This window comes from Bradyrhizobium sp. BTAi1 (assembly GCF_000015165.1).
In the GTDB taxonomy this organism is placed as follows: Bacteria; Pseudomonadota; Alphaproteobacteria; order Rhizobiales; family Xanthobacteraceae; genus Bradyrhizobium; species Bradyrhizobium denitrificans.
Genome location: NC_009485.1, coordinates 2,362,856 through 2,382,423, shown reverse-complemented (window position 1 = coordinate 2,382,423; position 19,568 = coordinate 2,362,856). Strand labels below are relative to the sequence as shown.

Annotated in this window: 19 protein-coding genes; 12 read left to right on the top strand and 7 right to left on the bottom strand. The window is 67.1% G+C overall.

Annotation, left to right across the window (positions count from 1 at the left end):
- Positions 1-47: 47 nt before the first annotated feature.
- A complete protein-coding gene (locus BBTA_RS10720; RefSeq protein ID WP_012042505.1) occupies positions 48-2,114 on the bottom strand; it encodes a cytochrome c1 in 2,067 nt (688 codons plus the stop codon).
- A gap of 62 nt (positions 2,115-2,176) precedes the next feature.
- Positions 2,177-2,707, bottom strand: a complete 531-nt coding sequence (gene petA / locus BBTA_RS10715; RefSeq protein WP_085972692.1) for a ubiquinol-cytochrome c reductase iron-sulfur subunit — start codon at positions 2,705-2,707, stop codon at positions 2,177-2,179.
- A gap of 268 nt (positions 2,708-2,975) precedes the next feature.
- Between petA and BBTA_RS10710 the strand changes: the two genes are divergently transcribed.
- The 5 genes from BBTA_RS10710 (at position 2,976) to BBTA_RS10690 (ending at position 6,223) form a co-directional block, all read left to right on the top strand.
- On the top strand, positions 2,976-3,452 hold the full coding sequence (locus tag BBTA_RS10710) for a tRNA (cytidine(34)-2'-O)-methyltransferase (RefSeq protein WP_012042503.1): 477 nt from the start codon (positions 2,976-2,978) through the stop codon (positions 3,450-3,452).
- 2 nt (positions 3,453-3,454) lie between these two features.
- Complete coding sequence (gene queE, locus BBTA_RS10705) at positions 3,455-4,087, top strand: 7-carboxy-7-deazaguanine synthase (protein WP_012042502.1); 633 nt, start codon at positions 3,455-3,457, stop codon at positions 4,085-4,087.
- A gap of 18 nt (positions 4,088-4,105) precedes the next feature.
- Entirely contained in the window at positions 4,106-4,471 is a 366-nt protein-coding gene (locus tag BBTA_RS10700) for a 6-carboxytetrahydropterin synthase (RefSeq protein WP_041750538.1), read from the top strand.
- Between the two features lie 104 nt (positions 4,472-4,575).
- Positions 4,576-5,463, top strand: coding sequence for an oxygen-dependent coproporphyrinogen oxidase (gene hemF / locus BBTA_RS10695; protein ID WP_012042500.1), 888 nt, complete (start codon positions 4,576-4,578; stop codon positions 5,461-5,463).
- Positions 5,464-5,494: 31 nt separating this feature from the next.
- On the top strand, positions 5,495-6,223 hold the full coding sequence (locus tag BBTA_RS10690; RefSeq protein ID WP_041750537.1) for an HAD family hydrolase: 729 nt from the start codon (positions 5,495-5,497) through the stop codon (positions 6,221-6,223).
- A gap of 15 nt (positions 6,224-6,238) precedes the next feature.
- On the opposite strand, the gene BBTA_RS10685 is transcribed toward BBTA_RS10690, so the two are convergent.
- Complete coding sequence (locus BBTA_RS10685; protein WP_012042498.1) at positions 6,239-7,150, bottom strand: LysR family transcriptional regulator; 912 nt, start codon at positions 7,148-7,150, stop codon at positions 6,239-6,241.
- 117 nt (positions 7,151-7,267) lie between these two features.
- Between BBTA_RS10685 and BBTA_RS10680 the strand changes: the two genes are divergently transcribed.
- The 3 genes from BBTA_RS10680 to BBTA_RS10670 all read left to right on the top strand — a co-directional run bounded on the left by BBTA_RS10680 (position 7,268) and on the right by BBTA_RS10670 (position 11,374).
- Positions 7,268-7,897 carry a DsbA family protein gene (locus BBTA_RS10680; protein WP_041751369.1) on the top strand — a complete coding sequence of 210 codons (630 nt, stop codon included), beginning with the start codon at positions 7,268-7,270 and terminating at the stop codon, positions 7,895-7,897.
- 106 nt (positions 7,898-8,003) lie between these two features.
- Complete coding sequence (locus BBTA_RS10675) at positions 8,004-8,903, top strand: MBL fold metallo-hydrolase (protein WP_012042496.1); 900 nt, start codon at positions 8,004-8,006, stop codon at positions 8,901-8,903.
- A gap of 530 nt (positions 8,904-9,433) precedes the next feature.
- Complete coding sequence (locus BBTA_RS10670) at positions 9,434-11,374, top strand: diguanylate cyclase (protein WP_012042494.1); 1,941 nt, start codon at positions 9,434-9,436, stop codon at positions 11,372-11,374.
- Between the two features lie 25 nt (positions 11,375-11,399).
- Here BBTA_RS10670 and BBTA_RS10665 read toward each other — a convergent pair whose 3' ends face one another.
- From BBTA_RS10665 to BBTA_RS10650, 4 genes are all read right to left on the bottom strand, one after another.
- Positions 11,400-12,293, bottom strand: a complete 894-nt coding sequence (locus BBTA_RS10665) for a LysR family transcriptional regulator (protein ID WP_012042493.1) — start codon at positions 12,291-12,293, stop codon at positions 11,400-11,402.
- 301 nt (positions 12,294-12,594) lie between these two features.
- Complete coding sequence (locus BBTA_RS10660; protein ID WP_012042492.1) at positions 12,595-14,835, bottom strand: xanthine dehydrogenase family protein molybdopterin-binding subunit; 2,241 nt, start codon at positions 14,833-14,835, stop codon at positions 12,595-12,597.
- 12 nt (positions 14,836-14,847) lie between these two features.
- Positions 14,848-15,294 (bottom strand): (2Fe-2S)-binding protein, encoded by a 447-nt coding sequence (locus tag BBTA_RS10655; protein WP_012042491.1) that lies wholly within the window; start codon positions 15,292-15,294, stop codon positions 14,848-14,850.
- A 413-nt stretch (positions 15,295-15,707) separates the two neighbouring features.
- On the bottom strand, positions 15,708-16,601 hold the full coding sequence (locus BBTA_RS10650; protein WP_012042490.1) for a LysR family transcriptional regulator: 894 nt from the start codon (positions 16,599-16,601) through the stop codon (positions 15,708-15,710).
- A 104-nt stretch (positions 16,602-16,705) separates the two neighbouring features.
- On the opposite strand from BBTA_RS10650, the gene BBTA_RS10645 reads away from it, so the two are divergent.
- The 4 genes from BBTA_RS10645 (at position 16,706) to BBTA_RS10630 (ending at position 19,530) form a co-directional block, all read left to right on the top strand.
- Entirely contained in the window at positions 16,706-17,722 is a 1,017-nt protein-coding gene (locus BBTA_RS10645) for a zinc-dependent alcohol dehydrogenase family protein (protein WP_012042489.1), read from the top strand.
- A 64-nt stretch (positions 17,723-17,786) separates the two neighbouring features.
- The gene (locus BBTA_RS10640) at positions 17,787-18,554 is read left to right on the top strand and encodes a glucose 1-dehydrogenase (RefSeq protein WP_041750536.1); all 768 of its coding nucleotides are present in this window, start codon (positions 17,787-17,789) and stop codon (positions 18,552-18,554) included.
- A gap of 110 nt (positions 18,555-18,664) precedes the next feature.
- Positions 18,665-19,018 (top strand): cyclophilin-like fold protein, encoded by a 354-nt coding sequence (locus BBTA_RS10635; RefSeq protein ID WP_201767755.1) that lies wholly within the window; start codon positions 18,665-18,667, stop codon positions 19,016-19,018.
- A 116-nt stretch (positions 19,019-19,134) separates the two neighbouring features.
- On the top strand, positions 19,135-19,530 hold the full coding sequence (locus tag BBTA_RS10630) for a cupin domain-containing protein (protein ID WP_041751368.1): 396 nt from the start codon (positions 19,135-19,137) through the stop codon (positions 19,528-19,530).
- Positions 19,531-19,568 lie beyond the last annotated feature (38 nt).

The window sequence follows — 19,568 nt, the reverse complement described above, 5'->3', positions numbered from 1 at the left end:
CCCAGTTGGGGGCTTTTTCGATCTCATGCCGTGATGGCCGTGCGTCTCTAGTGCGCGGCGGCCCAGACGCGCTTCTTGGTGAAGTACATCAGACCGGCGAAGATGATCAGGAACACAAACACCTGATAGCCAAGCCGCTTGCGGGCTTCCATGTGCGGCTCCGCGGTCCACATCAGGAAGGTCGCCACGTCGTGGGCATATTGCTTCACGGTGGCCGGCGAGCCGTCATCGAAGGTCACCTGACCGTCCGACAACGGCGGCGGCATCTTGATGGCATGGCCGGGGAAGTACTTGTTGTAGTACGAACCTTCCGGGATGGTGACGCCGTGCGGCGGGGTCTCTTCATAACCCTGCAGCAGCGCGTTGACATAGTTCGGGCCCTGCTCCTGGAACTGGGTGAAGAAGTCGATCAGGAACCAGGGAAAGCCGCGCTTGTAGGAACGGGCCTTGGCGATCAGCGACAGGTCCGGCGGAGCCGCGCCGCCATTGGCCGCACGCGCCGCCTGCTCGTTCGGGAACGGCGACGGGAAATAGTCCGCCGGACGGCCCGGACGCTCGAACATGTCGCCGGCGTCGTTCGGACCGTCCTTGATCTTGTACTCGGCCGCGAAGGCCGCCGCCTGCGCCGGCGTGTAGCCGGGGCCGCCGGGCTCCGACAGATTGCGGAACGCGACATATTGCAGCGAGTGGCAGTTCGAGCAGACTTCCTTGTAGACCTTGAGACCGCGCTGCACGGCGCCGCGATCGAAGGTGCCGAACGGACCGGCAAACGACCACTTCGCCGACGGCGGGTTCTCCTGGCCTTCGCTGGCGCGGGCGTCGCCGGTGCTTCCGGCGAACAGCGACAATGCGGCAACAAGCCCAACCACCGCCGTGGCCACCGCCTTGCGGCCTGACTTCGCCAGCACGTCGTCGGCGATCGAGTTCGGCAACGGCCGCGGCCGCTCGATCCGGGCGAGCAGCGGCAGCACGATCAGGAAGTAGGCGAAGTACAGCACCGTCAGGATGCGGCCGAGCACGACATAGACGCCCTCCGGCGGCTGCGCGCCGAGATAGCCGAGGCCGATGCAGACGACGAAGAAGATCCAGAAGAACTGCTTGCCGAGCGGACGGTACTTGTTCGAACGGGTCTTGGCCGAGTCCAGCCAGGGCAGGAACACCAGCACGATGATCGCGGAGAACATCGCCACCACGCCGGCGAGCTTGTTCGGGATCGAGCGCAGGATCGCGTAGAACGGCAGGTAGTACCATTCGGGCACGATGTGCGCCGGCGTCACCGCCGGGTTCGCCGGGATGTAGTTGTCGGCCTCGCCGAGATAGTTCGGCATGTAGAAGATGAACCAGGAATAGAAGATCAGGAAGCAGGTGACGCCGAAGAAGTCCTTGATCGTCGCATAGGGCGTGAACGGCACCATGTCCTTTTCGGTCTTGGGCTCGACGCCGGCCGGGTTGTTCTGGCCGGCGACGTGCAGGGCCCAGACGTGCAGCACGACCACGCCGGCGATCAGGAACGGCAGCAGGTAATGCAGCGCGAAGAAGCGGTTCAGGGTCGGGTTGCCGACCGAATAGCCGCCCCACAGCAGGGTCACGATGCTCTCGCCGAAATAGGGCACGGCCGAGAACAGATTGGTGATGACGGTGGCGCCCCAGAAGCTCATCTGGCCCCACGGCAGCACGTAGCCCATGAAGCCGGTCGCCATCATCAACAGGTAGATGATGACGCCGAGGATCCAGAGCACCTCGCGCGGCGCCTTATACGACCCGTAATAGAGGCCGCGGAACATATGGATATAGACGGCGAGGAAGAACATGGATGCGCCGCAGGCATGCATGTTGCGGATCAGCCAGCCGTAGTTCACGTCGCGGACGATCAGCTCGACCGATTTGAAGGCGAGATCGGCGTGCGGCGTGTAATGCATCGCCAGGATGACGCCGGTGATGATCTGCACGCCCAGCATCATCGACAGGATCGCGCCGAACGTCCACCAGTAGTTCAGGTTCCGCGGTGTCGGATAGGCAACGAAGGACGAGTGGACCAGGCCGATGATGGGGAGTCGCTGCTCGAGCCACTTCAAGGCGGGATGGCTCGGCTGATAGTTCGAAGGTCCACTCATGATGCGTTCCTGAAAGAATTATCTTGCACGATCGAGCTTGAGCTTGCGGACGTAACGTCCGCTCAGCCGATCTGGATCTTGGTGTCGGAAACGAACTGATAGGGCGGGACAGGCAGGTTGAGCGGCGCCGGTCCCTGGCGGACGCGCCCGGAGGCGTCGTATTGCGAGCCGTGGCAGGGGCAGAAGAAGCCGTCGTAATTGCCTTCATGGGCGATCGGGATGCAGCCGAGATGCGTACAGATGCCGATCACGACGAGCCACTGCTCATGGCCGTCCTTGGTGCGGGACTGGTCGGTCGCCGGATCAATCAGGCTCGAGACCGGAACCTTGCGGACCTCCTCGACCTGCTTCTTGGTGCGGTGGGAGATGTAGATCGGCTTGCCGCGCCAGAACACCTTGATGTCCTGTCCTTCGGCGATCGGCGAAAGATCGACCTCGATCGGCGCACCGGCGGCGATGGTCGAGGCATCGGGATTCATCTGAGAGATGAAGGGCCACAGGGTGGCCACGCCACCAACCGCCGCGGCTGCGCCCGTGGCGACGTAAAGAAAATCCCGGCGTGTCGGATGATCCGCAGTAGACGCTGTCACGATTCCAACCCTTTCTTCGTTGCAGCCGGTGGAACCGCCCCGCTCGACGTTGGAATGCACGTGATCGGGAGATGCCTGCCGGCGCCCGCGTCCCCCGCGGCGGCAGAAAACAGCTCATGCCACCGCCCCTGGTGGGGAACAAGCCGTCCAGAATCGTTCTATTGGCACCCTTGCGATACGAGCGCAAGCCCGCTATCGGCCCCGCAGCACGCCATGCACCAATTCCCGCTCACCAAGCGGATGTTCCGCCCAATTCTTAAGACCAATTCGCATGCAGATCGCGCTCTATCAGCCCGACATTCCGCAAAACACCGGAACGATTCTGCGCCTGTGCGCCTGCCTCGGGCTCGCGGCCCACATCATCGAGCCGGCCGGCTTCGCCGTCTCGGACCGGCAGTTTCGCCGCGCCGGCATGGACTATCTCGATCATCTCGCATGGCGGAGGCACGATTCCTGGAGCGCCTTCGAGGACTGGCGGGCCGCGCAGGGCCACCGGCTGCTGCTGTTCACGACCAAGGCGGCAACCTCCTACCTGGATTTCAGCTACAAGGCGGACGACATCCTGCTGCTCGGGCGCGAGAGCGCCGGCGTGCCCGACACGGTGGCGGAGGTCGCCGACGCGCGGCTGCGCATTCCGCTGAGGCCCGGCCTGCGCTCGCTCAACGTCGCCATGGCCGCCGCGATGGCCGCGGGCGAAGCACTGCGCCAGGTTGGACATTTCGTCCAATTGCAATCTGAGGGAGCGTGAGCGTGAGCTACGCGGTGAAGGAAATATTCATGACCCTGCAGGGCGAAGGCGCCCTGGCGGGGCGTGCCGCCGTGTTCTGCCGCTTCGCCGGCTGCAACCTGTGGAGCGGACGCGAGGCCGATCGCGCAACCGCGACGTGCCGGTTCTGCGACACCGATTTCGTCGGTACCGACGGAACGTTCGGCGGGCGTTACGACGATGCCGCTGCACTTGCCGCCGCCATCGCCGGGCAATGGACAGGCGGTGCGGCCGACCGCTATACGATCCTCACCGGCGGCGAGCCGCTGCTGCAGGTCGATGCGGACCTGATCGCGGCGCTGCATGCGCGGGACTTCGCGGTCGGGATCGAGACCAACGGCACGCTCATTCCGCCGGACGGCATCGACTGGATCTGCGTCAGTCCGAAAGCCGGCGCAGAGCTGAAGCTGCAGCAGGGCCATGAGCTGAAGCTGGTCTATCCGCAGGACGGCGCCGAGCCGGAGCGGTTTGCCGACCTCGCCTTCCAGCGCTTCTCGCTGCAGCCGATGGACGGGCCGGAGGCGGCCGCGAACACGGCCCGCGCGATTCAATACTGCCAGCATCATCCGCAATGGCGGCTCAGCCTGCAGACGCACAAGATGATCGGCATCAGATAGAGGACTTCGACCCTTCCGATGTGGGAATTGACCAAATCGTTCACCTTCGAGGCCGCGCATGCGCTGGCGCATACGACGCTCGGGGAAGCCAGCCAGGAGATCCACGGCCATTCCTTCCGCGCCGAGGTCACGGTGCGCGGCACGCCGGACCCGACGACCGGCATGGTCGTCGATTTCGGCCTGCTGACACAGCGCTTGGGCGAGATCCAAGCCATGCTCGACCATAAGTTCTTGAACAAGATCGAGGCGATCGGGCTGCCGACGCTGGAGAACCTGTCACGCTTCATCTATGAGCGCGTCCGCTCCATCGGCCACGTCACCAAGGTCAGCGTCCACCGTGACAGCTGCCGGGAGACCTGCACCTATTTCGGTCCGCAGGCCTGATCACTTGTGGTAGGACTTCACCTGCAGCGACAACAGCGCTGTCACCGACAGCTGTCACCCTCTCTTGACAGCAGCGTGAACGACAATGTGCCAGGGGAAGGTTCATGACCACTGCCGCTATCGAGGATCGCAAGGCCCGCGCCCGCGCCTGGTTCGAGAGCCTGCGCGACCAGATTTGCGCCGCGTTCGAACAGCTCGAGGACGAGGCGCCGGCCGCGCTCTATCCGCGCCAGCCCGGCCGCTTCGTGCGCACGCCCTGGCAGCGCACCGACCATAGCGGCGCGCCGGGCGGCGGCGGCGTCATGGGCATGATGCACGGGCGGCTGTTCGAAAAGGTCGGCGTGCACTGCTCCACCGTGCATGGCGAGTTCGCCCCGGAATTCCGCAGCCAGATCCCCGGCGCGTCCGAGGACCCGCGGTTCTGGGCCTCGGGCATCTCCCTGATCGCGCATCTGTGGTCGCCGCACGTGCCGGCCGTGCACATGAACACCCGCTTCGTCGTCACCACCAAGGCCTGGTTCGGTGGCGGCGCCGACCTCACCCCGGTGCTGGACCGCCGCCGCAATCAAGAGGATCCGGACACGCTCGCCTTCCACGCGGCGTTGCAGGGCGCCTGCGATGCGCACGCCACGGTGGCCCCGTATGACAAGTACAAGCGCTGGTGCGACGAATATTTCTATCTGCCCCATCGCAAGGAGCCGCGCGGCATCGGCGGCATCTTCTACGACCATCATGATTCCGGCGACTGGGAGGCCGATCTCGCCTTCACCCAGGATGTCGGCCGGGCCTTCCTGAAGGTCTATCCGGAGCTGGTCCGGCGCAATTTCGGCGCAGCATGGACCGAGGCGGACCGCGAGGAGCAGCTGATCCGACGCGGCCGCTATGTCGAATTCAACCTGCTCTATGACCGCGGCACGACCTTCGGGTTGAAGACCGGCGGCAACGTCGAGTCGATCCTGTCCTCGATGCCCCCCGAGGTGAAATGGCCGTGAAACTCTCCTTCACTCGACGCGTAAATCCACTATGACCGCTCCCCTCCCCCGCGCCATGTTGATCGACATGGACGACACCATTCTCTCGGCCTATGGCCGGCCAGAGATCGCCTGGAATATCGTCGCCACCGAGTTCGCCGACGAACTCCTGCCGCACGCGCCGCAAGCCGTGGCGGCGGCCATCGTCGGCTCGGCGCGCAGCTTCTGGTCGGTCGCCGGTGCCGAATGGCGGATGAAGCTGATCCAGGCGCGGCAGGAGGTCGTGAAGGGCGGCTTCGCTGCGCTGGCAAGCCACGGCCCGGCCCTGCCGACCGAGCTTGCGATCCGCATCGCCGACCGCTTCACCGCCTATCGCGACGAGCAGATGTTCATCTTCCCCGGCGCTCATGAGGCGATCGATACGTTCAAGGCGCGCGGCGTCAGGCTCGCGCTGGTGACGAATGGCGCCGCCGACCAGCAGCGCGCCAAGATCGAGCGCTTCGCGCTGGCGCACCGCTTCGACCACATCCAGATCGAGGGCGAGCACGGCTTCGGCAAGCCCGAGGAACGCGCTTATCTGCATGCGATGGAGCGGCTCGGCGTCGGTCCCGAGGACACCTGGATGATTGGCGACAATCTGGAATGGGAGATCGAGGCGCCGCAGCGGCTCGGCATCTATTCGATCTGGATCGACATCCATGGCGACGGCCTGCCCGAAGGCACGCATGTGAAGCCCGACCGCATCATCCGCTCGCTGACGGAGCTCGTGCCGGCGCGGTGATCCGGCGCGCTGCGCTCATCGCGGGCTCGGGCGTCTTGCAGCCGGGCGTTTGTGCTCGTCCATCAGCATCGCCACGAACGCGGTCACCTTTGGCGCGCGAAAGCGCGCCGCCGGAAACACCGCATGGATGCCGCCGGACGGCAGCGTCCAGGACGGCAGGATGGGCACAAGGCGGCCGGCCGCGAGATCGTCGCCGATCAGGAAATCGGGCAGCACCGCGAGGCCGCCGCCGGCCAGGGTCGCGGCGAGCACGGCCGGCGTCGTGTTGATGGTCAGCGTCTGGCTCATCTGCACGATTTCCCGCGCGGCACTCCCTTTCGTGAACTGCCATGTGAGCGGCTCCTTCAGCGCCGTGTTCGCAATGAAGGGCAGCGCGGCCAGGTCGCGCGGATGCGCGACGCGCTTGATCGCGTTCGGAGCGGCCACCAGCAACTGACGAAAGCTGCCGATCCGCCGGGTCTGCAGGGTCGAATCGTCGAGCCATCCGACGCGGATCGAGAGATCGATCTGGCTCGCGACGAGGTCGATCTTGCTGTCGGACAGGATCAGTTCGACCCGGCAGGCCGGATAGGCCCGCGAGAACGCCGTCACGATCGGGGCGAGCGTGCAGGTGCCGTAGTCGTTCGGCGCGGCGATCCGCAACAGGCCCATCGGCGCAGCATTGGTCTGCGCCAGCTCGGCCATCGCGCTCTCCGCCTCGCGCAGGATCGCGGCGCATCGGGCGTGCAGCAGACGGCCGGCCTCGGTCGGCTCGACCCGGCGCGTGGTCCGCACCAGCAGGTCGGTTCTGAGCTCGCGCTCGAGCTGCGCGACCTGCTGGCTGACCACGGCCTTGCTGATCCCGAGCCGGCCGGCCGCGCGGGTGAAGGACGCGGCGTCGACCACGGCCGCGAAATAGACGAGGCGATTGAGATTGATCGGCTCCATGTTGCCCCGATGTGATTGTCAGTCTTTGGCATACAGTCTGTCCGATTATGCTGCCTTTCTCAACAAAGGAGATCGGGCTATGTGAGCGCCATGGCGATCCGAGACAGGGTTCTGGAGATGCGACTGACCTATCTGTTCGATCCGCTCTGCGGCTGGTGCTACGGGGCCGGCCCGGTGCTCGAGAAGCTCGCTGCCCGCCACACGGTCGCGCTCGAGCTGCTGCCCACCGGCCTGTTCGCGGGCCGGGGCGCCGGCCGGATGGACGCGCAATTTGCCGAATATGCCTGGAGCAACGATCAGCGCATCGCCAAGCTGACCGGACAGCGCTTCACCGACGCCTACCGCACCCGCATTCTCGGCGCCGGCGGCGCATTCGACTCGACCGCCGCGTCCCTCGGCCTGACGGCGGTCCACGTCACCGAGCCCGACCGGGAGCTCACGGCGCTGAAGGAGCTGCAGCTCGCGCGCTATGTGCACGGCCAGGACATCGTGAGCGCCGCGGGCGTCAGCGAGGTCCTTCGATCGGCAGGCTTCGCAGAGGCCGCCGAACGCATGCTGGCGCGCGACCCGTTGCTCGTCGAAGCCTATGGCCGCCGCATCCAGACCGCGCAGGCCCTGATGCGGCGCCACGGCTTGTCCGGCGTACCGGCCCTGCTGGCCGGGGACGGCACGGACCAGAGGCCCCTGCCCGGCAACGTGTTGTACCAGCCGATCGACGGCCTGCTCGCGCAGCTAGGAGCTTCCTGAGCCAACCAGCTCACCTTCGCCCGGCACACGTCACCCGGCCGTCGCGCACGGCCGGAGCGCCGTCGACTGCCCGGCTTCATCCTTTCACAACACCAAGGAGACTGAGATGCCGACCCGGAGACAGATCATGACGACCACTCTTGCAGGGACTGCCGCGGCCATTCTCGGCGCGTCCGTGACGGGCCGTGCCGCCGACAGCAAGCTGAGCTGGACGCATTTTCCGGCCGGCCCGAACGGCTTCTTCCGCGCACCCGTGCTGCTCTCGGGCCCGACCGAAGCGCTGCTGATCGATGGCGGCTTCAGCTATCCGGATGGCCGCGCGGTGGCGGCCGCGATCAAGGCGAGCGGCAAGTCGCTGACGGCGATCTATGTCAGCCAGTCGGATCCTGACTACTACTTCAGCCTCAAGCCGATCCGCGAGGCGTTCCCCGGCGTGAAGGTGCTCGCCGCCACGGCGACCGTCGAGGCGATCAAGGGCAATGTCGAGAAGAAGCTCGCGGTCTGGGGGCCGCAACTGAAGGAGAACGGCCCGCAGACGATGGCCGACATCGTTCTGCCCGAGCCGTTCGATGGCCCGTCGCTGTCGGTCGATGGCGAGACGATCGAGATCGTCGCAGCCGAGGGGCTCGCCAACCGGCGTTATCTCTGGGTGCCCTCGCTCAAGGCCGTGTTCGGCGGCGTCATGATCTTCTCGGGCGTGCATGTCTGGACCGCCGACACCCCGAGCAAGGAGCAGCGCGCCGCCTGGGTCGCGACCCTCGACACGATCATCGCACGCGCTCCGGCCGTGGTGGTTGCCGGCCATGCTGCCCCGGACGCTGCCACCGGCCTGTCCGGCGTTCGGCACACCAAGGCCTATCTCATCGCGTTCGAGGACGAGCTCGCCAAGGCCAAGGACGCCGCGGCGCTGAAGGCCGCGATGGAGGCGAAATTCCCCGGCCTCGGCATGGGCATCGCGCTCGACATCGGCGCCAAGGTCACGAAGGGCGAGATGAAGTGGGGCTGACTCGGACGGCGCGATCATCGTAGCAAGCACGACAAGGCTGCACCTGGCCCGGGGCATCCGCCCCGCGCCTTAGGACTGTCGTATAAGGCGCTCTGCGTATGGCTCTGGTCTGTTTTCACGTCGTCATGGCCGGGCGTGTCCCGGCCATCCACGTCGCCCGGCGCCTGCGGAACGACGCGGATGCCCGGAGCCTTCGCCGCGCCGGAGCGGCTTCGGCCGCGCCGGCGGGACAAGCCCGGGCATGACGGAGGAACTCATTGGCAGACGACCGTGCCGCGATTGCCCATCTCTTCAGAATCGATCACCGATCCCCGTGCCCGGTTGCATCGTTAGTACGAAATTCACTCTGCAGCGACACGCGACCTTAACCAGCCGCGCCATTGGTGCCGCCCCCCGGTGCTCTACGGAGCCGCCGTAACCCAATCGCAATCCGCCCCCAGGTGTAGTTGCTGCGGGGCTTGGAGGGGAAAGGCGCCAGTCCGTGCGCGCCGCTTCGACCGATCGCAAGCCATTGGTGCAGCGACGGTGTCATGGCTCTCAATCTGCCGCAGATCTCCCTGAGCGTGTCGATCAGGAACTCGCTCCTGACCTCGGTATTCCTGCTGCTGGCCATTCTGGCCGGCGTGTCGGTGCTGGCGACGATGCGGCTGTCGGCGCTGCAGGACGCGGTCGAGAGCATCAACCGCGACCGGCTGCCGGAGATCCGCGCCCTCGCCGATCTCAATGTCGATGTCGCCCACACCCACCTCGTCGCGATCCGCGCCGCATTGTCCACGGCGGCCGAGCCGCGTGCCGCGGCCGAGCAGGAGCTCCGCCGCCGCACCACCGAGGTCGATGCGAAGATCGCGCGCTTCAAGGAGAGCATCGGCGACGACGCGCCGATGAGGATGGCGTTCGACCAGTTCGTCAACAAATGGGACATGTACCAGAAGCAGCAGGCCGTCATGCTGGAGCCGGAGGTCGGCGCCAACCGCGACCGTCTGGAGCGTGTCGTCAACATCGAGACGCCCCCGCTCTTCCAGGCCGTGGTCGATGCGGTCGAGCACGGCATCAGGCTCGCCGATCACCGCGCGGACAGCGCGATCAACAGCGCAACGCTGGACGCGCAGATCTTTCGCTGGGTGCTGTGGTCGGTCAACGGCGTCAGTATCATGATCGGGCTTGCCACGCTGCTCTTCGTGATTCACGACGTCTCGATGCCGATCTTCCGGATCACGCGCAGCATGGAGGCGATCGCCAAGGGCGAGCTGCAGACCGAGATCCCCTATGCCGATCACACCAACGAGCTCGGCCTGATGGCGCGGGCGCTGGCGGTGTTCCGCGCGAGTCTGGTCGAGAACGAACGGCTCAACGCAGCGACACGGACCTTGTCGGAGCTCAGCGAATGGCTGCAATCGGCAAAGTCCGAGCCGGAGCTGTACCAGATGATCTCGACAGTGCTGGGTGGCCTGATGCCGGAATGCACCGGCGCGCTCTACATCTATGCCGACAGCCGCGACGTGCTCGAGATCGCCGCCGAATGGAACGGCAGCTCGACGACGCGCGCGCTGCATCCGGACGATTGCTGGAGCCTGCGCCGCGGCCATGTCTACATCCACGGCACCAGCGAGGTCGAATTCCGCTGCGACCACGTGCATGACGGCGTCAACGAGAACTATTGCTGCATCCCGATCCTGGCCCATGGCGAGACCGTCGGCCTGCTGCATGTCGAATACAACTCCACGGGCCAGGAGACCGAGGCCGAGGCCAAGGCGCGTTTTGCCGATCGCGCAAGGCTGGGGCTCGCCTGCGCCGAGCATCTGTCGATCGCCATCGCCAACGTGAAGCTGCGCGAGGGCCTGCGCGATCAGTCGCTGCGCGATGCGCTGACCGGGCTGAACAACCGCCGCTACCTGATCGAGACCGCTCGCCGCGAATTGCTGCGCGCCGCGCGCAGCCGCACGCCGGTCAGCGTCGTGACACTCGACATCGATCACTTCAAGTCGTTCAACGACAATCACGGCCACGAGGCCGGCGACACCGTGCTGCGCCACATCGGCGAGATCCTCAAGGCGACGTTCGCCGACGGCGAGATGCCGTGCCGCCTCGGCGGCGAGGAGTTCGTGGTGCTGCTGCCGAACTGCACCATCGAGGAAGCCGCGCTGCGCGCCGAGGAGCTGCGCGCCCGCGTCGAGGCGCTCAACATCAGCTATGGTGACGGCATGCTGCCGCGGGTGACGATCTCGGTCGGCGTCGCCGCCTATCCCGAGGCCGGCATCGATCTGCCGGAGATCCTGCGCGTCGCCGACGGCGCGCTGTACCGTGCCAAGCAGAGGGGCCGCAACCGGGTCGAGCTCGCCTCCGGCGGCATGGTCCCGCCGATCGACGAGATGACCAGCCGGGCCGTCGCGACGCTCGACGCCATCGTTGCGCGCGCCGAGACCAGACCGATCGCGCCCGCCGATCCGGAGAGCGGCGCCCGCGTGGCGTGACCATCATCAGACCGGCGGACAGGCCTCAGCGGCGATGGCGAAGCGCATCGACGACCAGATCGAACGCGGCCGAGGTTTGGCGGCTGATCGGGTAATAGAGATGGTAGCCGGTCCAGGGCACGCACCAATCCTCGATCAGGCGTCGCAGTCGGCCGCCGGCAACATCCGCCAGCACCATGTCTTCCGGAACGTAAGCCAGGCCGAAACCGGCGAGTGCCGCCTCATAGACCTCGAAAATGCTGTTGAAGGCGAGTTGCCCCTCCACCCGCACCTTCAGCTCCTTGCCCCGCTTCTCGAACTCCCAGGCGTAAAGACCGCCATGGGTCGACAGCCGCAGATTGATGCAGCGGTGACCAACGAGATCATCGGGCCGTTCCGGCGGAGAGCGGCCATCCAGATAGGACGGCGCGCCGACCACAGCAAAGCGGATGTCGGGGCTGATGCGCACCGCAATCATGTCCTTGGCAACCTGCTCGCCGAGGCGCACGCCGGCATCGAATCCCTCCTCGACGATGTCGACGAGCTTGTTGTCCGAAACCAACTCCACATTGATGTCCGGATAGGCCGCGAGCAGCCGCTTGAGCTTCGGCCACAGGATGGCGCGGACGGCGTGATCGCCGGCGCTGATCCGGATGGTGCCGGCCGGCCGGTCCTGGAAGTCCCTGAGGCTCGCAAGCTCGGCTTCGATGTCGTCGAGCCGCGGCGCCACGGTGCGCAGCAGGCGTTCGCCCGCCTCGGTCGGGTTGACGCCGCGGGTGTTGCGTGTCAGCAGCCGCACGCCAAGCCGGCTCTCGAGCTCGCGGATGGTATGGCTGAGGGCGGATTGCGAGACGCCAAGCTTGGCGGCGGCCTTGGTGAAGGAGCGCTCGCGGCCGACGGCCTTGAAGGCCTTGAGGTGATCGAGATAGCCGCGCTGCATGAATGGACTCCGCTCAGACGAGCTTGCACCGATCGAGCAAACGCCAAGTGAAAAAACCGGCGCGGCCTGCGCAACCTCTCCCCGCCCTTCGCGGGGAGAGGTCGGATTGCGCAGCAATCCGGGTGAGGGGCATGGCACATACGACGTGACAGTCACAACTCCATCGGAGTCATGCGTCGGCGGCCCCAGATGCACCACCCGTGTGGCTGCCCACCCCGCCCCTCTCAGCGCGAGCGAAGCTCGTCGCGCCCCGTAAGAACGGGGAGAGGGAGCGCACCGGCTACGCAGCTCCAGCGTTGCCTTACGTGCGACCGGCCGCCTCCTCGAACTTCACCTTGGACAGCGGCAGGCTACGAACGCGTTGTCCGGTGAGTGCCGCGACGGCGTTGGCCACCGCGGGCGGCACGCCCGGCAGACCGGGCTCGCCGATGCCGCCCATCGGCGCGCCGCTCTCGACGATGCGGACATGCACGCGCGGCATCCGGTCCGGCGGCAGGATCGGATAGGCGTCGAAATTCCGCGCCTGCGGCGCGCCGTCGACGAAGACGATCTCCTCCAGCAGCGCCGAGGACAGGCCGAGCGCGACCGCCGAATTGACCTGCGACTCGATGATGGCCGGATTGACGATGCGGCCGGGATCGATCGCCACCCAGACATCGTGGACGCGCACGGCGCCGTCCTTCAGCGACACCTCGGCGATGGTCGCGACCTCGCTGCCGAACGGCGAGGCCATCGCCACGCCGCGCGCCCGCTTGCTGCCGTCGGCGGCGGTGAACGGGCCGCGCTTCCAGCCGCCGGAAAGCTCGCCCACGGCTTCGAGCAGCGTCTTGTGGCGCGGCTTGTCAGCGAGCAGGCGCAGCCGCAGCTGATACGGATCCTGCCGCCCGGCATCGGCGAGCTCGTCGAAGAACGTCTCGTAGAAGAAGTCGTTCATCGAATGCCCGACCGAGCGCCAGAAGCCGAGCACGTTGGGATCTTCGACCAGCACATGGGCGACGCGCCGGTGCGGGATCGCGTAGGGCTTCTCGGCAATGCCTTCGACAGCGGAGGAGTCAGCAGTGTCCGGCTTGCGGCCGAACCAGCGCGCCAGCGGGCCGTCGCCGACGGCCTCGGCCTCGATCGCGACGGGAATGCCGTCCTTGTCGAGGCCACCCTTGAAGCGCGCGAAGCCGAGCGGGCGCATGGCATCGCGCGAAAACTCCTCCTCGCGGCTCCAGATCACTTTCACCGGACGGCCGACGGCCTTGGCGAGCTGGATCACCTGCGGGAACGGATTGGCCGGCGGATAGACGAAGTGACGGCCGAAGAAGCCGCCGAGCGGCGGCGAGTGCAGCTTGACCTTGTCGGGCGTGATGCCGGCGACTTTCGCCGCGGCAGCCTGGAACATCTCCGGCGCCTGGTTGGGCAGCCACAGATCGAGCGTGCCGTCGGCATTCCAGCGCGCGATCGCCGAGGGCGGCTCGAGCTGGCCATGCACCAGATAAGGCGCGTCGTAGCTCGCAGTGATGACGCGCCCGGCTCCCGCAAGGCCAGCCGTGACGTCGCCGACCTTCTCCGCATCGAAGCCCGGCCCCGGCGTGGCCCCGAGCTGGGCCTTGCGGCCTTCCGACGAAAAGTTCGCGGGCACCACGCCCTGCGCGCCGGCCGCGGGCTCCGTCCACGTCACTTTCAGCGTCTCGACCGCGCGGCGCGCGTACCACCAGCGCTCGGCGACGACGGCGACCGCGCCAGCTAAGCGATGGATCGAATGCACGCCGGGCATCGCCTTGACCTCGGCCTCATTGGCGAAGGCGCCGGGCTCTTGGCCGCGGCGCGGCGCGTGCTGCACGGCGGCCTGCAGCATGCCGTCGACCTTCAGGTCGATGCCGTAGCTCACCTTGCCGGTCGACTTGTCGCGCGCATCGAGCCGCGCGAACGGCTTGCCAATCCAGCGGAAGTCCTTCTCCGGCCGCAGCGCGACCGTCTCCGGCACCGGCAGCTTGGCCGCGTCAGCGGCGAGCTCACCATAGGCGAGCGTGCGGTTCGAGGCGGCGTGACGCACGCGGCCGGGCTCGGTGGAGAGGCTGTCGGCCGGCACGCGCCACCGCGCGGCGGCGGCCTGCAGCAGCATCTGCCGCGCCGAGGCGCCGACACGGCGCATGGTCGCGTAGCTCGCGCGTACGGAGAAGCTGCCGCCGGTGAAGCGGGCCCCGCCGACGACGAGATAATCGGCGCCGGGCGGCGCGCATTCTACAACGAAAGTCGCGGGATCGGCGTCGAGCTCCTCGCCGACGATCTGCGCCAGCGCGGTCGAGATGCCCTGCCCGCCTTCGATGAACGGGCTGCGCAGCAGGATGGTGCTGTCGGGGCGGATCTCCAGGAACGCTGCAACGTTCGGCGCCTTGGCGACAGGCGCCGCGCCCTGCGCGACGGCCTTGGTGCCCGGCAGATCGAAGCCGAGCACCAGCGCGCCGGCGGCAGCACCGAGAAAGCCGCGGCGCGAGAGATTGACCGGGCGACCGGCGGACGTGGTGGAGGAGTGATCGCGAATGATCCTGTTCATGTGCGCTTGCCCTCATCCCTGCGCGACCTGCCGCACGGCGGCGGCGATCGCATTGTAGGTGCCGCAGCGGCACAGATTGACCATGGCGGCGGCGATGTCCTGCTCGCTCGGCTTCGGCGTCTGCTTGATCAGCGCGGTGGCGGCCATCACCTGGCCGGACTGGCAATAGCCGCATTGCGGCACCTGGTTGGCCACCCAGGCCTCGACCACGCGGCGGCCGACCGCGTCGTCGCTGATCGCCTCGATCGTGGTGACCTGCTGCCCGGCGACGCTGCCGACCGGCGTGACGCAGGAGCGTGTCACCTGGCCGTCGATCAGCACCGTACAGGCGCCGCATTGCGCGATGCCGCAGCCGTATTTCGTGCCGGTCATGCCCAACTCGTCGCGGATCACCCACAACAGCGGCGTGTCGTCGGCCATCGTCACTTGATGGCGCTTGCCGTTGATGGTCACTTCCATGGTGCTACTCCCAGGGCATCGGCGGCGGACAGCCGGCCGCGCGGACAGAAAACGAGGCGTCACGTCTATCGCCTGCGTCCGCCTCGCATTAGCCGTCCGGCTTCGCATGCACCTATGAGTCGGTTCGATTAATCGAGGCGACATGCCGCAGCCAAATCGCAGCCCGGATGAGCGGGAGCCTGCGCCCGGAGGGCGGAAGGCGGACGCGACATCCGGGTTCTCACGCGCTGCCGCTGGTGAACCCGGATGTCGCTCCAGCCGACGCCGAAGAGGCGTCGGGTGGAGCTCATTCGGGCTACAAACTGGCTCCTGAGCGAACGACCCCGCCCCTCACCCAGAGGAGCCCGCCGCAAGCGGGCGTCTCGAAAGGCGAGGCCCGCAACCGCCGGCCGTGCCGCACGCACACGATCTGCTCACGCGCGATGGCGCAGCGCCTCGACCAGCAGCGTGAAGGCCGCCGACTGCTGGCGGCGGCTCGGGTAATAAAGATGATAGCCCGAATAGGGCAGACACCAGTCTTCGAGCACACGCTTCAGACGTCCTTTGGCGATGTGCGGCTGCGCCCAGCCCTCCGGCACGTAAGCGAGGCCGAGGCCGGCGAGCGCGGCCTTCATGATCTGCGAGGTTGCGTTGTAGGTCAGCTGGCCCTCGACGCGGACGCGCAGATCGCGGCCGCCCTTCTCGAACTCCCAGGCATGCAGGCCGCCATGCGTCGGCAGCCGCAAGGTCAGGCAATTGTGCCCGATCAGGTCCTGCGGCTTCTTTGGAACAGGCCGCGTCTTGAAATAGGACGGCGCACCGACCACGGCGATGCGCATGTCCGGCGCGATCCGCACCGCCACCATGTCCTTCTCGACCTGCTCGCCGCTGCGGACGCCGGCATCGAAGCCCTTGGCCACGATGTCGGTGAGGCCGTAGTCGACCACGATTTCGACCTTGATGTCGGGATAGGCCGGCAACAGCTTCGCGAGCTTCGGCAGCAGGATCGCTTCGGCAGCATATTCGGTCGCCGTGATGCGGATCGTGCCAGCCGGCTTGTCGCGCAATTCGCGGATTGCCGCGAGCTCCGCCTCGATCTCCTCCAGGCGAGGGCCTGCGGTGGTGAGAAGACGCAGCCCCGCCGCGGTCGGCGCGACGCTGCGCGTGGTGCGCGTCAACAGCCGCACGCCGAGCCGCGCCTCGAGCTCGCGGATCGTGTAGCTCAGCGCCGATTGCGAGACGCCGAGCTTGGCCGCTGCGTTGGTGAAACTGCGCTCGCGCGCGATCGCCACGAAGGCCAGGAGATCGTCCAGTCTGCCGCCCTGCATTCATCAATCCTGCTTATAAGTGCATGCCGATTATAGCGGCTAGTGCCGGTCGAGGCGCGCGCTAAATGAGCCATGGCGGCAAGCCCCTGTGAGGAGACCAAGCCATGCGCGGCGCTGTTCTGTATGGTCCACATGACGTGCGTTTCGAGGACCGCGAAACGCCAGATATCATCGAGCCGACCGACGCCATCATCCGCATTGCCGCAACCTGCGTCTGCGGCTCGGATCTGTGGCCCTATCGCGGCCTGCAGCCGCTGAACGGCCCGACGCCGATGGGCCACGAATATTGCGGCGTGGTCGAGGAGGTCGGCCGTGCGGTGCGCCGGATCAAGCCCGGCCAGTTCGTCGTCGGCTCGTTCGCCACGTCGGACAATACCTGCCCGCACTGCAATTTCGGCTATCAGTCGTCCTGCGTGAAGCGCGAGTTCATCAGCCGCGCCCAGGCGCCGTTCCTGCGGGTGCCGCAGGCCGATGGCACGCTGGTGCCGACGCCCGGAGTCCCCTCGCCCGAGCAGTTGGCGAGCATCCTGACCACCTCGGACGTGCTCGGCACCGGCTGGTTCGCCGCCGATGCTGCCAACGTCAAGCCGGGAACGACGGTCGCCGTGGTCGGTGACGGCGCCGTTGGCCTGCTCGGCATTCTCTCCGCCAGACAGATGGGCGCCGAGCGCATCATCGCGATGAGCCGGCATGAGAGCCGGCAGAAGCTCGCGCTGGAATTCGGCGCCACCGACATTGTCACCCAGCGCGGCGACGCGGGCGTGGCTGAAATCATGGACATGACGGATGGCATCGGCGCCGACTCGGTGCTGGAATGCGTCGGCACGCAGCAATCGATGCTGCAGGCGATCCACGCCGCGCGTCCCGGCGGCTATGTCAGCTATGTCGGCGTCCCGCACGGGGTCGAGCTGAACGGCGAGGAGTTGTTCTTCGCGCACGTCCACCTGCATGGCGGTCCGGCCCCGGTGCGCAAATATCTCCCCAAGCTGATCGACCTGGTGATGAGCGGCGCGATCACCCCCGGCAAGGTGTTCGATCTCACGCTGCCGCTCGAAAAGGTCGCGGACGCCTATCGCGCCATGGATGAGCGCCGCGCGATCAAGGTGCTGCTGCAGCCCTGAGGGCTTCGACCGGCCGCCGTGCCCGACGGCGCCGGCGTCCGATCCACGAAGAAGGACTTGTTCGATGACAAACCCGTTGGACTACACCGGCAAGGTGGCGCTGGTCACCGGCGCCTCCTCCGGCATGGGGCTGGCAACGGCGCAGGCCTTCGCTGTGGCCGGCGCCGCTGTGGTGCTCGCGGATATCAGAGAGGATGCGGTGGTCGCAGCAGCCAGGGAGCTGGTTGGTCGCGGTCACAACGCGCTGGCAATCCGCTGCGACGTGAGCGACGACGCCGACGTGGCCGCGCTGGTCGATCGCACCGTCGCGACCTTCGGGCGGCTCGACGCCGCCTTCAACAATGCCGGCGTGATGGCGCGCATCGCCCCGATCACCGACAGCCCGCGCGAGGATTGGGACCGCGTGATCGGCATCAATCTGCGCGGTGTCTGGAGCTGCATGGCCTACGAGTTGCGGCAGATGCAGAAACAGGGCAGCGGCGCGATCGTCAACAACGCGTCGGTCGGCGCGCTGACCGGCAATCCCGGCATCGCTTCCTACATCGCCTCCAAGCATGGCGTGGTCGGGCTGACGCGGACGGCGGCGCTCGAGGTCGTCAGGCACGGCATCCGCGTGAATGCGGTCAATCCCGGCCTGATCGATACGCAGATCGCGCGCGACGTCGTCGCCGGTGACGAGACCGCCTATGACGGCATCGCCAACACGGTGCCGATCGGCCGCGCCGGCCGGCCCGAGGAGATCGCGTCTGCGGTGCTGTGGCTGTGCAGTCCGGGCGCGAGCTACGTGATCGGCCACGCGCTGACCGTCGACGGCGGAATGACCGTGGCATGATCCGTGCCGCCACGACGCATCTGCTCGCCGCCACGCTCGCGCTGGCGCTCACGCACCGCGCCGAGGCAGCAGGGGAAACGACGGCACCACCGCTCCGGACAGGACAGATCATGAAGCTTCGCCTGACGATCAACGGCAAGGCCGCATCGGCCACGCTGCAGGACAACCCGACGACGCGCGACTTTGTCGCGCTGCTGCCGCTGTCCTTCACTATGAAAGACCTGTTCGGCCGCGAAAAATTCGCCCATCTTCCCCGCGCCCTCACCGAGGGTGGCGAGCGACGCCGCGACTACGCGATCGGCGACGTGATCTACTGGTCGCCCGGGCCTGATGTCGCTATCTATTACCGCCATGACGGGACACCGATCCCATCGCCGGGCGTCATCGTTCTCGGCAGAATCGACGGCAGCGTGGCGGCGCTCGAGGTGCCCGGATCCGTCGAGGTGACCATCGTGGCGGAGTGAGCGTGGCCATGCGTCGTCGCGACCTGCTCGCGGCGATGGCCAGCGCCATCGCCGCACCCATCACTGCCAAGAGCGCGACCGCGCCCGCGGCCCAGCAGAGGAATGAGATCATGGACATCGACATCAAGCGCGCCGGCTCGCGGCCATCCGGCAAAGGTCCGGCCGAGTGGTTCACCGGCGCGGTCCGCATCGACCCGCTGTTTCAGGCCCAGGACCCGGCCCGCGCCAATGGCGCTCACGTCACCTTCGAGCCCGGCGCCCGCACCGCCTGGCATACCCATCCGCTCGGACAGACGCTGATCATCACCTCCGGGCTCGGCTGGGTACAGCGCGAGGGCGGCACGATCGAGGAGGTTCGTCCTGGCGATGTCGTATGGTTTCCGCCGGGGCTCAAGCACTGGCATGGCGCGACGGCGACCACCGCGATGAGCCACATCGCGATCCAGGAGTCGCTGAATGGCAGTCCGGTGACCTGGATGGAGCATGTAAGCGACGCGCAGTACGGACGGTGATCGGCGATCTCCGGCTTCGTCTGCACCGCTCGGCGGAC